The organism is Streptomyces sp. NPDC057950 (assembly GCF_042887295.1).
GTDB lineage: Bacteria > Actinomycetota > Actinomycetes > Streptomycetales > Streptomycetaceae > Streptomyces > Streptomyces kaempferi.
Window position 1 is genome coordinate 204,353 of record NZ_JBHVPP010000022.1, and the last position, 14,356, is coordinate 218,708.

Sequence of the window (14,356 nt, forward strand, 5' to 3'; positions counted from 1 at the left end):
ACGCCGATGTGCTCACCGGGGAACTCGGCGGAGCCGGCGCCGCTGAGCTCCGCGGGCGAGGCCGCGGTCCGGTAGGGGAGTTGGCCCCCGTGAGTCGAGTCCGGCGCCGGGGGTGAGGCGGGCGGAGCGGCCTTCGGCGCGGGCAGGTCCGGGGTGCGGGAGGCGAAGGACCGCAGCACCCGGGTGACGAAGACGCCCGGGGAGCGTTCTCAGTCGGTGTCGGTGTCGGTGTCGGTGTCGGTGTCGCTGTCGGCGATGCGGTCGAGCCACGCCTCCATGAGGCCGCGTTCGGGGGCGGTCAGGGCGTCGGTACGGGGGAGTACGGCGCGCAGGGTGACGGCGGCCGCGACGGGGCCCGGGGCCGCCGTGGCGGGAGCGTCCGTGGTGATCGCCGCGATGACCGCCTCGCGGGCGGTGCGGGACAGCTCCGGGTCGCGGCGGTCCGCGGGGGTGGCGATGAGCGTCAGCGTCGTGCCGGAGCCGGCCGCGTGGACGAGGGCCGCGGCGCGGTCCTCGGGGACTGCCAGCCGGCCCGCCTCGGCGACGCGCCGGATGTGCCGGGCCAGCACCGCGAAGGCGGCGACGGCCGCGGGCGAGGACGTGCCGGGGCGGTAGCGGCCGTACATCAGCGTGTACAGCGCCGGGTTGGCCAGGCCGAGGCCCACGTGCAGGTCCCAGCCGGTGCGCAGGTCCTCGACCGGGTCGTCGGTCGGCTCCCGCGCTGTCTTGCTGGTCAGATAGGCCGTGAAACCGTGGGCCACGACCGCGTCGAGCAGGCCCTCCTTGTCGCCGAAGAGCCGGTAGATGGTCGGCGGCTGCACCCCGGCCGCGGCGCTCACCGCCCGGGTCGAGACCGCCTCGGGGCCGCCCTCGGCCAGCAGCCGGGAAGCGGCCGTGACGATGCGCTCGCGGTGCCCGTCCGGGGGCGTGACGTCGACGTTCTCCATGTTTCCGACGATAACAGAATCGCGTTAGCACTCCTTTGATTCCGGTGATACTGTCATTCTGTTATCAGTGGAAACACCCAAGGAGGTCATCATGATCATCATCACCGGGGCCGGCGGCCAACTCGGCCGGGCGGTCGTCGAACAGCTGCTGGAGCGCGTGCCCGCCGGGCGGATCGGCGTCAGCGTGCGCGACCCGGAGCGGGCGCGCGGCCTCATGGACCGGGGCGTACGCGTCCGGCGCGGCGATTTCGCCGACCCCGCGAGCCTCGCGCACGCCTTCGAGGGCGCCGCCAAGGTCCTCGTCGTGTCGACGGACGCCACCGGCGAGGCGGCCGTCCGCCACCACCGCACGGCCGTCGAGGCCGCGGTGGCGGCCGGCGCCGGGCACGTCCTCTATACGAGCCACATGGGCGCGAACCCGTCCTCGCCCTTCCCCCCGATGCCCGACCACGCCGCCACCGAGGCGGCCCTGCGGGACTGCGGCGTCGCCTTCACCGCGCTGCGCAACGGCTTCTACGCCACCTCGGCCGTGATGCTGCTCGGCGCGGCGGCGCGGACGGGTGAACTGGTCGCGCCGGAGGACGGACCCGTCGCCTGGACCGCCCACGCCGACCTCGCCGAGGCGGCGGCGCTCGCGCTCACCGGGGCGGGCCCCGACGGGGTGACGCCCGCCCTCACCGGTTCCGAGGCGCTCGACCTGGCCGGTGTCGCGGAGATCGCCTCGCGGCTGACGGGCCGCCCGGTCCGCCGGATCGTCGTCTCCGACGCCGACTACCGCGCGGGCCTGGTCGCGCACGGGCTCCCCGAACCGACGGCCGACCTGCTCGTGGGCCTGTTCGCCGCGAGCCGCCAGGGCGGGTTCGCGCCCGCCGACCCCACGCTCGGCCGGCTTCTCGGGCGGCCCACGATCCCCTTGGCGGACGTCCTGAGGCCGGCGCTCACAGGGGCCCGCTGACGTCCGCTCGGCCCGCGTGCCCACGAAGACCCGCCCCGACCGGGCCGCCACGGCCCCTGTGCGGGGTCAGCCCTCCGTCTCCGCGAAGAGGAAGGTGAACTCCGCGGGAGCGGCGGGCAGTCGGTAGGGCGGCAGTACACCGGGGCCGCACGACTGGGAGCCGATGCCCTGCTGGCCGTGGTCTAGGTTGACCCACACCGTGTCGCCCGCCGACAGGTCGGTGAGGTGCCCGGCGGCGTCGAGCTGCTCCGACGTCCAGCGGCGCGCGGTGAACCAGAACTCCGGTTCGCCGTCGACCCGCAGTCCGCCGATCTCCGCCCACCGGACGTCGGGGCGGGCGCCGTTCTCCTGCGGGCGGACGTACGGCGTCTGGAGCCCGTCGACCGTCGACTCCCAACGGGCCACGACCGAAGCGGACTTGGTGTCCGGATATCCCTCGCCGGGGCCACCGCCGAACCACCTCACCCGGTCGGCCGTGCCCGCGAGCCCCAACCGGACCCCGAGCCGGGGCAGCGGCAGCGTCCAGTCGCCCTCCGGGGCCACGGACACGGTCAGCCGCAGCCGGGTCCCGTCGGACGTCCACCGGTACGCGGTACGCAGGGCCACCTCCGTCGCCGCGGGCGCCACCCGGGTCCGTACGGTCAGCGCGTCCTCGCCCGCCTCCACCGCCTCCAGGCGGTGCCGCATCCGGTGCAGGCCCAGCTTCCGCCAGAGCGGGCCGAGGCGCGGATCCGCCTGCCAGGCGGCACCGTCGTCGTTGTCCGTCGGCGCACGCCACACGTCCAGACGCAGCCCGGTGACCGCCACCCCGCCGACCGAACGCAGCGCACCCGTACGGGCGTCGAAGGCGGCGGGCCCGAGGGTGATCAGGCCGTCGCCGAGGACCGGACGCGCACCGGCGGTCATGGCGATCGGCGCGCGCCCGGTGACCGGGACCTGGGCCCAGGCCACCACGTGGCCCTTCTGCCCCCACGCCGTGTCGGCGGCCAGCAGTGCCCGTACCGTCCACCCCGTCTCGGCGCCCCCGCCGACGGCGGGCCGCTCCGGCAGCTTCACCACGGCCGACTCGCCCGGGGCCAGGGCGGGCACGGCCAGCGGGCCCGCCCCGACGGTCCCACCGTCGGCGTGGAAGGACCAGGTGAAGGCCAGCGCGGAGAGGTCCGCGAAGTCATGGGCGTTGGTGATCCGTACGGTGCCGTCCGCGCCGCGGCCGTCGATCAGGACCGGCTCGATCACCTTCTTGAACTCGGTCAGTCCGGGCGAGGGCGTCCGGTCAGGGAAGACCAGTCCGTCGCAGACGAAGTTCCCGTCGTGCAGTTCCTCGCCGAAGTCGCCGCCGTACGCGAACCCGTACCGCCCGTCCTTGACGCCGTGGTCGATCCACTCCCAGACGAAGCCGCCCTGGACGCGGTCGTGGGAGGCGAACAGGCGCTGGTAGTCGGCCAGTCCACCGGGGCCGTTGCCCATGGCGTGGCCGTACTCGCAGAGAACGAACGGGAGCCCGCGCCGTTCGGGCGGTCCGCCGTCCAGGCCCCGGCCGATCCGCTCGACCTCGTCGTGGGCGGTGTACATCCGTGAATACAGGTCCGTGTCACGGCAGTCGTGGTCGCCCTCGTAGTGGATGAGCCGCGAGCGGTCCCGGCCGCGGATCCACTCGGCCATCGCGGTGAGCCCGCGGCCGGTGCCGGCCTCGTTGCCGAGTGACCAGACGACGACGGAGGGGTGGTTCTTGTCCCGCTCGACCATGCGGGCCGCGCGGTCGAGCAGTGCCGGGGTCCAGCGGTCGTCGTCCACCGGGTTGCCGCGCCAGGCCTGCGCGACGAAGCCGTGGGTCTCCAGATCGCACTCGTCGATCACCCACAGGCCCAACTCGTCGCACAGGTCGAGGAAGGCGGGGTGCGGCGGGTAGTGCGAGGTCCGGACGGCGTTGATGTTGTGCCGCTTCATGAGCAGCACGTCCGCGCGCATGGTCTCCAGGTCCAGGGCCCGGCCCCGCTCCGGATGCCACTCGTGCCGGTTGACGCCCTTGAAGAGGATCGCCGTGCCGTTGACCCTGATCAGGCCGTCCTCCAGGGTCACCGTGCGGAAGCCGATCCGCAGCGGGACGCGCTCGCCCCCGGTCGCCAGCATCCCGTCGTACAACCGCGGTGTCTCCGCGGTCCACGGCCGGACCGGTCCGGTCACGGACTCGCCGGTCGCCATGTCGATGCCGAGGGCGGGCACGGTGACCCGCCCGTCCACGTCGGAGTCGACGCGCAGGGTCCCGGTGCCGGTGGCATGGTCGTACGAGGCGTGCACGAAGAAGTCGAGCACCGCGCCCGCCGGACGGTGCAGCAGTGTGACGTCACGGAAGATGCCGGGCAGCCACCACTGGTCCTGGTCCTCCAGGTACGAGCCCGCCGACCACTGGTGGACCCGGACGGCCAGCACATTGTCCGTGGGTTTCAGCAGATGGCCCACCGCGAACTCGTGCGGCAGCCGTGAGCCCTTGAACTCCCCGACGTCGGTGCCGTTGAGCCAGACCCGGGCGCAGGACTCGACTCCGTCGAAGCGCAGCACCGCCGCGCCGTCTGCGGGCCACCCGGACGGCAGGTCGAAGGTGTGCAGATGGTCACCGGTCGGGTTCTCGGTCGGTACGTGCGCGGGTCGACCGGGAACGGGTAGCGGTGGTTGGTGTAGATCGGCGCGCCGTGTCCCTGCAGCACCCAGTGGCCGGGCACGGACACCCGGGCCCAGTCCGCGGCGTCGTAGCCCTCCGCCGCGAAGGAGTCGTCCTGCGCGTCGGCGGTGGAGGACAGCCGGAAGCACCAACTGCCGTTGAGTGAGAGGGACATGGCGTCCGAGGACGTGTACCGGGCGCGCGGCGGGAGTGCTTCGCCGCTGGGTGTGACGTCCTCGACGTAGTCGACGGCGGACGGATGCTCCTCGCGGCCGGGCGCGGCCGGGAACCTGGGCGGACTGCGGAAGGACATGGGTCTCCCGGTGTCAGGACAGTGGTGCGGTACGGCTTCGCGCGGGGACGGAGCGGCGCACGGCGGTCCTGCCGTGCACGGGTCCGAGCCCCACCGCGTCGAGGGCCCCTTCCAGGGCGAAGGTGGCGGCGCCCAGACAGACCGGGTCGCCGGGGACGGGGGAGAGGACGATCTCGGTGGCGGCCAGCGGCCGCCTCAGCGCGTGCCGGGCGACGGCCGCACGCACCTCGCGCAGCAGCGGCTCACCGAGCGCGGCGGCGACCCAGCCGCTGAGCACCACGACTTCCGGGTTCAGCAGGTTGACGAGGACCGCGATGCCCGCGCCGAGGTGACGTGCCGTGTCCCGGACGACCTCGACCGCCACCGGATCGCCGGCGGCGACCGCGCGCGCGAGCGCGTCGATCGTGGCGGTCTGGTCCCCGGGGCGCAGCAGCGGACTGCCCGGGTGCGACTCACGCAGGCTGAGCATGATGCCGGGCGCCCCGACGTACGTCTCCACGCAGCCGTGATTGCCGCAGTGACAGGGCCGTCCGTCCAGGACCAGTGTCGTATGGCCCCACTCGCCCGCGCTGTTGCTGACCCCGCGGTGCAGCGCGCCGCCGAGCGCGAGCCCGGCACCGACCCCGGTCCCGAGATCGACCACGACCGCGTCCCCGCGCCCCCGGGCCGCGCCGAACCACAACTCGGCGACCGTGCAGGCGCGCAGGGGATTGTCGAGGTGGAGCGGGTACGCGAGGTGCTCGGAGAGCAGGTCGAGCAGCGGTACGTCGTGCCAGTCCCAGTTCGGGGCGTACGCGGAGATCCCGGTGTCGCGGTCCACCTGACCCGGCACGCTCACGCCGACACCGAGGACGCGCGCACCCATGGGGCCGGCCTGGGAGACCACCGATCGCACGGCCGTGACGACATGTCCGACGACCTGATCCGGGCGGCTCCCGCCGGGCCGCATGTCCTCGGCGGCGCGGGCGAGCACGTTCAGCGCGAGGTCGAACAGCTCCACACGGACGTAGGTCTCCGCGATGTCGACGCCGATCAGCGCGCCCCCCGACGCGTCGACCGCGACCAGACCCCGCGGGCGGCCTCCCGCGGAGTCCTCGAACCCGACCTCGGTCAGCATCCCGAGGCCGAGCAACTCGCCTACGAGCGTGGCGACCGTGGCCAGACTGAGCCCGGTGGCCGCCGCCAACTCCTGGCGGGAGGTGGGGGACTCGGCGATGATCTGGCGCAGTACCTCGTAGCGGTTCGCGGTGCGGATGTCGCGTGATGTGCGCTTCACGGGCCTTGCCACGTCGGTCCTCCGAACCACGAGCGGGCCCCGGGCGGTCGTCGCCGACGCGTGACGTACGGTGCGGACCGGGGCCCGGGACGGGGCGCGTGAGCCCCGGCGCGGCGCAAGGCTACGGCCGGGGAGAGGCGTTCGACAAGGGGTTAGGAAAGGGGGTGGAGGAAGTCCGACACGAAGGCGTTGGCGAACTTGCCCGCCGGGTCCGTCGCACGGGCCAGCGCCCGGAAGTCGTCCAGTCGCGGATAGCGCCCGCGCAGCACGTCCGACGGCACGGTGAACACCTTGCCCCAGTGCGGCCGCGGATCGAACGGCTCCAGCGCCGCCTCGACCCGCCGTACCACCGGCAGTACGGCGTCGGTGTCCTCGACCCAGGTGAAGTGCAGGGCCACGGTGTCCCGTCCGTAGGCGGGGCTCAGCCACTGCCGGTCGGCGGCGACCGTCCGCACCTCGCAGATCTGCAGCAGCGGAGCGACGATCGCGCGGATCGTGCCGATTGCGCGCAGCGCGTCCGCCGCGTCCGGGCGTGGCAGCAGGTACTCGGACTGCAGCTCGGACCCGCTGCTGGGGGTGAACTCCGCCCGGAAGTGCGGCAGCCGCTCGTGCCAGGGGCCGGGGACACCGAGCTGTTGGGTGCAGTTCACGGCGGGCATGCCCGGGACCGGGTGCATCGCCCCGGTGGCCGGCGTCCCCCACGGGAACTCCGGCAGCGGCTGGTCGGTGCGGCGCTTGAGCCACGCCTGCCGGAAGCCGGGCCGCCCCCAGTCGGTGAACAGACTCACGCTGTAGGCCGTCGCCGCCACCGTCTCGAAGTCCGTCCCGTCCTCCGGGAGTTCGGTGAACACGTGCTGGCTCACCTCGAAATCCGGCTCCAGATCGAGGGTGAGCGCGGTGACGACGCCGAGCGCGCCGAGCGAGGTCACCGCCCCGTCGAAGCCGGTGTCCTCGCGGCCGATCGTCAGCGCCGAACCGTCGGCCGTGATCAGCTCCACCTCGCGGACGGCCGAGGCGAGCGAGCCGTTGCGCAGGCCCGAGCCGTGCGTGCCGGTCGCCACGGACCCGGCCACCGAGATGTGCGGCAGCGAGGCCATGTTGTGCAGGGCGAGCCCGTGCTCGTGGACCCGGCGCGCCAGCTCCGCGTAGCGGACGCCGCCCGCGACCCGGACCGTACGCGCCGTCGTGTCGACGTCCACGACCGGGGGCAGCGCGGACAGCGAGAGCAGGACGCCGCCTCGGCCCGGGTCGGCGATCCGGTTGAAGGAGTGCCCGCTGCCCAGCACCCGCACCCGGTCGCTCTTCGCGACCAGTGCCGCGAGCGCGTCGTGCGACTGCGGCCGGTGCAGTTCCTCGGCGGTGTACGTGATGTTTCCGGCCCAGTTGGTCAGGGGCTTGGTCATTCCTGTCGTCCCTCTCCGGGGAGTCGCCGTTCGTGGCCGTGCGGTGCGCGGCGGCCACTGCTGGAAACTACCTCGTCGCCCCGGGCGTCCCGGCGGCCCGTCCATTGACCCTCTCACGTGGCGCCGCCTAACGTAGAGAACGCTTTCCCCCGAGGTCGCCGAGCCGGAAGGCCGACTCCTTGTCCGAGCGCCCCGTCGCGATGTTCGCCATGACCGCGCAGAACGTGCCGCGGATCTTCCCGCCCGGGGTGCTGGCCCGGCTGCGGGACCTCGTCGACATCGATCCCGGCGTGGTCGCCGAGGACTTCACCCGGCCCGCCGTCCGCGAGGCGCTGGCCGGGACCGAGATCCTGATCAGCGGCTGGGGGTGCCCGCCGCTGGACGCGGCCGTGCTGGAAGGGGCGCCGGAACTGCGTGCGGTGCTGCACGCCGCGGGCTCCGTGAAGGGTTTCGTGACGCCCGCGGTCTGGGAGCGGGGGCTCGTGGTGTCCTCGGCGGCCGGGGCCAACGCGCTGCCCGTCGCCGAGTACACGCTCGCCATGATCCTGCTCGCGGGCAAGAACGTCTTCGCGTACCGGGACCGCCTGCGCACCGAGCGGATGTTCCCGCACCAGGGGGTCGTCCCCGGCATCGGCAACCTCGGCCGCCGTGTCGGCGTCATCGGGGCCTCGCGCACCGGCCGCCGCCTCATCGAACTGCTGCGGCCCTTCGATCTGCGGGTGAGCCTCGCGGACCCGTACGTGGACGAGGCCGGGGCCGCCGCGCTCGGGGTGGCGCTGCTGCCGCTCGACGCGCTGCTCGGCGGCAGCGACATCGTCAGCGTGCACGCACCCGAGACCGCCGGGACACGGCATCTGATCGGACGTCGCGAACTCGCCCTGATGCCGGACGGATCGGTGCTCGTCAACACCGCGCGCGGCTCGCTCGTCGACCACGACGCGCTGACCGACGAGCTGCGGGCGGGGCGGATCGCGGCGATCCTCGACGTGACCGAGCCCGAGCCGCTCCCGGCGGACTCCCCGTTGTACGACCTTCCGAACGCCTTCGTCACGCCGCACCTCGCGGGTTCCCAGGGCAACGAACTCGCCCGGCTCGGCCTGGTGGTGGTCGGGGAGGCCGAGCGGCTGGTCTCCGGCCGGGTGCCGGAGTTCCGCGTGGACGAACGGGAGCTCGGGCGGATGGCGTGACGGGGGGACGCCGGGGACGCCGGCGGGCGTGACCGCGGTGAGGGCTTCCCGCAGGCGTCGGTGCGAGTCAGCAGCAGTGACGGATTCCGTCGAAAATGACATCCGTGGCTGCTGATTCCGTCGACTTATGGATCCATGTCTGCGCTATCGGTAATATTCGCTTCATGGTCCACAATCCGCTCCCCGAGACCGACCTCACCCGCCACCGCCGTCTGCGCGAGCAGGGCTCCCTGGACAGGGGCGAGCTGGACGCCATCCTGGACGCTGGATTCGTCTGCCATCTGGGGGTGGTCGTCGAGGGCCGCCCGGTGGTCGTGCCGACGGTCTACGGACGGGACGAGGAGTCGCTGTACGTGCACGGGTCGGTCGCCGGCCGGAGCCTGGCGGCGGGGTCGCCGGTCTGCGTGACCGTCACGCACGTCGACGGGCTCGTCCTGGCGCGGTCCGTGTTCGAGCACGGGGTGAACTACCGGAGCGCCATGATCCACGGCGTACCGCGGAAGGTGACCGACCCGCAGGAGAAGACGGAGGGACTGCGCCGGCTCACCGAGCACGCCACGCCGGGCCAGTGGGCCTACGCCCGCCGCCCGAGCCGCCGGGAACTGGCCGCGACCCCCCTCCTCGCCCTCTCCCTGGAAGAGGCCTCCGTGAAGATCCGTACGGGCGCCCCGGGCGACGGGGACGGCCCGGACGCGGCGCTCGGACTCTGGGCCGGGACGCTGCCGCTCACGACGGTCTGGGGCGCACCCGAGCCCGACCCGCTGCTGCCGCCCGAGCTGGTCGCGCCCGCGCACATCGCGCGACGCGAGGGGACCCGGCACGGCTGACGCGCAGGCAGGGGCATACCGTGAGGAGTCGAGCCACAGGGCTCGGCACGAGCCGGGAGCGAGGAGAACGGGATGGGCGGCAGCCGCACCGCGCTGGTCGAGGATCTGATGGAGCGGTTCCCGCACGTACCGCGGGAAGCCGTCTTCAAGGAGGACCTGCTCCGCGGGGGTGTGGCCTTCGACGCCTCGGCGCTGAGCGATACCACCAACGAGGCGGCCGGTGACGTCAAGCCCAAGTCGTACTTCATCTTCTCCTTCGACCACGGCACCCTGCCCGAGCTGGGCGAGGCGGCCCTGAGGCGTCCGCCCGAGGAGATCATCCTCACCGGCGGCCCGTACGACCTGCGGCGGACGGTCGTGTCCGTGCGCGTCAACCCCGCCTCGCCGTACCGGGTGGCCGCCGACGAGGACGGCATGCTCGGGCTGTACCTCGACGGCAAGCGGATCTCCGACGTCGGCGTGCCGCCGATGCCCGAGTACTACCGGCACACCCTCTCCAACGGGAAGTCCGTGATGGAGGTGGCTCCCACCATCCAGTGGGGCTACCTGATCTACCTCACCGTCTTCCGCGTCTGCCAGTACTTCGGTGCCAAGGAGGAGTGCCAGTACTGCGACATCAACCACAACTGGCGCCAGCACAAGGCGGCCGGACGCCCGTACACCGGCGTGAAGGACGTGGAGGAGGTCCTGGAAGCGCTGGAGATCATCGACCGGTACGACACCGCCAAGGCGTCCACCGCGTACACCCTCACCGGCGGCGCCATCACCTCGCGGGTCGCCGGCCGCGACGAGGCCGACTTCTACGGGCACTACGCCAAGGCCATCGAGGAGCGGTTCCCGGGGCGGTGGATCGGAAAGGTCGTCGCACAGGCGCTGCCGCGCGACGACGTACAGCGGTTCAAGGACTACGGGGTGCAGATCTACCACCCCAACTACGAGGTGTGGGACCGCCGTCTCTTCGAGCTCTACTGCCCCGGCAAGGAGCGCTACGTCGGCCGCGACGAGTGGCACCGGCGGATCCTCGACTCGGCGGAGATCTTCGGCGCGCGCAACGTCATCCCCAACTTCGTGGCGGGCGTGGAGATGGCCGAGCCGTTCGGCTTCACCACGGTCGACGAGGCCATCGCCTCGACCACCGAGGGGCTGCGCTTCTTCATGTCGCACGGCATCACCCCCCGCTTCACCACCTGGTGCCCCGAGCCGACGACCCCCCTCGGGAAGGCCAACCCCCAGGGCGCGCCGCTCGAGTACCACATCCGCCTATTGGAGGCGTACCGCTCCACGATGGACGACTTCGGGCTGTCCTCCCCGCCCGGATACGGCCCGCCCGGACCGGGCAACGCGGTCTTCTCGGTCAGCTCCTTCATGGACAGCCTTCCGGCGCTGGAGCCCGCGGCCGCCGACACGAGTGGGTCCGCCGTCTCGTGAGATCCGCCTGAGACCGAGACTTTCCGGCCTCCCTCCCGTACCACGGGAGGGAGGCCCTTGCGTGGCGCCATGACCGGTCGCGGTGCCCCGAGGGACACCGTGATCGACCGCCGCATGAATTGAATGCCTCGCTTGTCAGTTGTGCGGAAACCGTGAAAGGCTCGGGCCCCGTCGTTGAGATGGCTACCAACTCTCCAGTACAGAAGACGAGTTGGAATTTGCGTTCTTTGACGTAGCACATGGAAGCAGTTGATGCAGGACCCCCCCATGCCCGACCTGCCGACCCCCCAGGACGCCGCCGAGGCCGCACTGCTCTCGGAGTGCTGGGACGCGGTCCTGTCGTACGCCGATCTGTGCACGTCCGGTTCGGCCGCGGCCACGCACCTGGCGACCGAGGCCTTCACGCACGGCATCACCGAACTGCGCGCCGCCACCGCGGCATCGAAGAGCACCGGCACCGGCCGCAGGGTGCTCCGGCTGCCCCGCATTCCCCTGATGCTGACCTCGGTCCGGGCCGCGGCGGCCGCCTGGGAGGCGGGCGGCCTGGGCCACCGGCTCGACCCCGACCTGCGGCTGTGGCTCAACTCCGAGAAGGCCGCGCGCTACACCGGTCCGCCGCTGCACCGCCCCGTCGCGCTGCGCGGCCTGCAGGACATGCAGGAGCCGGACGCCGCCCTCCTGTGGCTGGCCGAGGTCGAATCGCTGCCGCTGCCCGCGGTGGCCCGGCGGCTCGGCCTGGACCCGTCGTCCGTGGGTACCGAACTCACCCAGGTGCGGGCGCTGTTCCGGGACCGTTGCCATCGCAACCACCTCGACACCCCGATGGACGCCGACTGCCGCAGCTACGCACGGCTCCTGGACGCGGTCACCCGCTCGTCCGGCGCCGAGACCCCCGGGGACCTCTCGCGGCATCTCGCGCGCTGCGTGCGGTGCGCCGAGGCGGCCGCCTGTCTGCGGCTGCACGGCGGTGGGCTGCCCGCGGCGATCTCGGGCGGCGTGATCGGCTGGGGCGGACTCGCGTATCTGGAACGGCGGCGCCGCGCCGCGGAGGCGGGACGGGCCGGCGGCCGTACGGACGCGACGGTGGACACGGGCCTCGCCGAGGGCGGGCCGGTCCGGCCCCGGATCGGCCGGACCGGCATCCTGGTGGCCGCCGCCGTCGTGTCGGCGCTGACCCTCACGGTCTCCCTGATGCCCTTCGGCGGTTCCCACGGCGGCGGTACGCCCGCGTCCGGCGCGCCGGACGAGCGGCAGCCGGTGGCGGAGCCCGTGCCTTCCCTCCCGGTGGCCACGTCGGGCTCGCCCGCCACGGCCACCGCCACCGCGGCCTCGACGGCACGGCCGGAGGCCGGCTCGGACCCGGAGGCCCAGGGAGAGTCCTCCGAGCCCGCGGACAAGTCGCACCGGCCGGCGGACGTCACCAAGAGCGCGCCGGCGGACTGCGAGGTGAAGTACGAGATCGTCAAAGAGTGGCCGGACGGCTTCCAGGCCACCGTCACCGTCACCTCCGCCGAGGCCCTCGGCACCTGGCGGCTGGGCTGGACCTTCGACGACGGCCAGCGCGTCGGCCAGATGTGGGACGGCACCTTCGCCCAGGACGACGCCAGGGTCACGGCCACCGCCGCCGACTACAACAGATCCGTCGCCGCCAACGGCACCTTCGCCTTCGGCTTCCTCGGCTCGTGGAGCGGCGCCAACTCGGCCCCGCACGGCTTCACCCTCAACAACAGCCGCTGTGACGACGGTGGTTGAGGGGGCGTCTGCTGGACGGCGCCGGTCTAGGGCGCCGGTCGGGGAGGGCGGCCGGGAGGGCGGTCGCATGGGCCCACCTCCGGCCCGCGGTGACGTGTGCCGGTCCGGTGCCGTGCCGGAGCGGAAATATCCGGTGGCGCCGAGAATCGGCTCTCTATACAGTGAGGACCGCTTCACACGGTGGCCGTCGGCCGCCGCTGCCGGCTGAGCGATGAAGGAGGTGTGACCGATGGCTGTCACTGAGATGGGCGCTGCCCGCATCCAGAAGTTCATCAAGTCCACCTCCGTGGCCGCCGGCTGACCTTCCACCTTCCTCGCGCCCGAGTGCGCGTGCCGGGGCCACCCTTGTGAAGGGTTTCCCTTGACTTCCTCCGTTTTCCCCGTGGCACACCCTCTCCAGCCGTACGGCTGGGACGACGCCTGGGCGGACGAGTTCGCCCCGTACGACGCCGAGGGGCTGCTGGCCGGGCGGGTCGTCCGCGTCGACCGCGGGCAGTGCGACGTGGTCACCGCCGACGGTGTCCTGCGCGCGGACACCGCGTTCGTGACCCCGCACGATCCGTTGCGGGTCGTGTGCACGGGCGACTGGGTCGCCGTCGAACCCGGGGGCCACCCGCGCTACGTACGCACGTATCTGCCGCGCCGTACCGCCTTCGTGCGCTCCACCTCCTCCAAACGCTCCGAGGGACAGATCCTCGCGGCCAACGTCGACCACGTCGTCGTCGCCGTGTCGCTCGCCGTGGAACTCGAACTCGGCCGCATCGAACGCTTCCTCGCGCTGGCCTGGGAATCCGGCGCGCAACCCGTCGTCGTCCTCACCAAGGCCGACCTGGTCCCGGACCCCGTCACCCTCGGTCACCTCGTACAGGACGTGGAGACCACCGCGCCGGGGGTCGCCGTACTCCCGGTGAGCGCCGGCACGGGGGAGGGGCTCGACGTACTGGCGGCCGTCCTCTCCGGCGGCACGACCGTGCTCCTCGGACAGTCCGGCGCGGGCAAGTCGACCCTCGCCAACGCCCTGATCGGCGAGTACGTGATGGATGTCCAGGCCGCGCGTGACGTGGACGGCAAGGGCCGCCACACCACGACGACCCGCAACCTTCTCGCGCTCCCCGGCGGCGGCGTCCTCATCGACACACCCGGTCTGCGCGGCGTCGGCCTGTGGGACGCCGAGTCCGGGGTCGGGCAGGTCTTCTCGGAGATCGAGGAACTCGCCGCGGACTGTCGTTTCCACGACTGCGCGCACGTCGCCGAGCCCGGCTGCGCGGTGCTCACCGCCGTCGAGTCCGGCGCCCTGCCCGAGCGACGCCTCGACAGCTACCGCAAGCTCCTGCGTGAGAACCAGCGCATCGTCGCGAAGACCGACGCGCGGTTGCGGGCGGAGATCCGGCGGGACTGGAAGCGGCGGGGGGCGGAGGGAAAGGCGGCCATGGAGGCCAAACGGGGCCGTTGACACTGGGTCTGAGCAGGCGGGGGTGGTGTCCGGGCCGGGCTCGCCCCTCGCCTGCCCCGGGGGCTCCGCCCCCAGACCCCCCCCGGGGGCTGCGCCCCCAGCCCCCCCGGGGGGCTTCGCCCCCAGACCCCCCCCGGGGGGCTTCGCCCCCAGACC

At 73.0% G+C, this 14,356-nt stretch carries 9 protein-coding genes and 1 pseudogene; 6 read left to right on the forward strand and 4 right to left on the reverse strand.

The annotated features are described in order from the left end of the window. Positions 1 to 209 precede the first annotated feature (209 nt). Positions 210 to 947, reverse strand: coding sequence for a TetR/AcrR family transcriptional regulator (locus ACFVTC_RS32355; protein WP_390132023.1), 738 nt, complete (start codon positions 945 to 947; stop codon positions 210 to 212). 91 nt (positions 948 to 1,038) lie between these two features. On the opposite strand from ACFVTC_RS32355, the gene ACFVTC_RS32360 reads away from it, so the two are divergent. After that, entirely contained in the window at positions 1,039 to 1,902 is an 864-nt protein-coding gene (locus ACFVTC_RS32360) for an NAD(P)H-binding protein (RefSeq protein ID WP_390132024.1), read from the forward strand. 66 nt (positions 1,903 to 1,968) lie between these two features. Here the strand turns inward: ACFVTC_RS32360 and ACFVTC_RS32365 are convergent. From ACFVTC_RS32365 to ACFVTC_RS32375, 3 genes and pseudogenes are all read right to left on the reverse strand, one after another. Beyond that, positions 1,969 to 4,874, reverse strand: a pseudogene (locus tag ACFVTC_RS32365) (glycoside hydrolase family 2 TIM barrel-domain containing protein). A 13-nt stretch (positions 4,875 to 4,887) separates the two neighbouring features. After that, positions 4,888 to 6,150, reverse strand: coding sequence for an ROK family transcriptional regulator (locus tag ACFVTC_RS32370; RefSeq protein WP_390132025.1), 1,263 nt, complete (start codon positions 6,148 to 6,150; stop codon positions 4,888 to 4,890). 152 nt (positions 6,151 to 6,302) lie between these two features. Next, positions 6,303 to 7,553 (reverse strand): FAD-binding protein, encoded by a 1,251-nt coding sequence (locus tag ACFVTC_RS32375; protein WP_390132026.1) that lies wholly within the window; start codon positions 7,551 to 7,553, stop codon positions 6,303 to 6,305. Positions 7,554 to 7,732: 179 nt separating this feature from the next. Here ACFVTC_RS32375 and ACFVTC_RS32380 point away from each other — a divergent pair, with 179 nt between their 5' ends. The 5 genes from ACFVTC_RS32380 to rsgA all read left to right on the forward strand — a co-directional run bounded on the left by ACFVTC_RS32380 (position 7,733) and on the right by rsgA (position 14,200). After that, on the forward strand, positions 7,733 to 8,740 hold the full coding sequence (locus ACFVTC_RS32380; protein ID WP_390132027.1) for a hydroxyacid dehydrogenase: 1,008 nt from the start codon (positions 7,733 to 7,735) through the stop codon (positions 8,738 to 8,740). A gap of 164 nt (positions 8,741 to 8,904) precedes the next feature. Next, on the forward strand, positions 8,905 to 9,567 hold the full coding sequence (locus ACFVTC_RS32385) for a pyridoxamine 5'-phosphate oxidase family protein (RefSeq protein WP_390132028.1): 663 nt from the start codon (positions 8,905 to 8,907) through the stop codon (positions 9,565 to 9,567). 72 nt (positions 9,568 to 9,639) lie between these two features. Further along, positions 9,640 to 10,995 carry a radical SAM protein gene (locus ACFVTC_RS32390; RefSeq protein WP_390132029.1) on the forward strand — a complete coding sequence of 452 codons (1,356 nt, stop codon included), beginning with the start codon at positions 9,640 to 9,642 and terminating at the stop codon, positions 10,993 to 10,995. 267 nt (positions 10,996 to 11,262) lie between these two features. Beyond that, positions 11,263 to 12,747 carry a cellulose binding domain-containing protein gene (locus ACFVTC_RS32395; RefSeq protein WP_390132041.1) on the forward strand — a complete coding sequence of 495 codons (1,485 nt, stop codon included), beginning with the start codon at positions 11,263 to 11,265 and terminating at the stop codon, positions 12,745 to 12,747. A gap of 382 nt (positions 12,748 to 13,129) precedes the next feature. Beyond that, the gene (gene rsgA / locus ACFVTC_RS32400; protein ID WP_390132030.1) at positions 13,130 to 14,200 is read left to right on the forward strand and encodes a ribosome small subunit-dependent GTPase A; all 1,071 of its coding nucleotides are present in this window, start codon (positions 13,130 to 13,132) and stop codon (positions 14,198 to 14,200) included. The last annotated feature ends 156 nt before the right edge of the window (positions 14,201 to 14,356 follow it).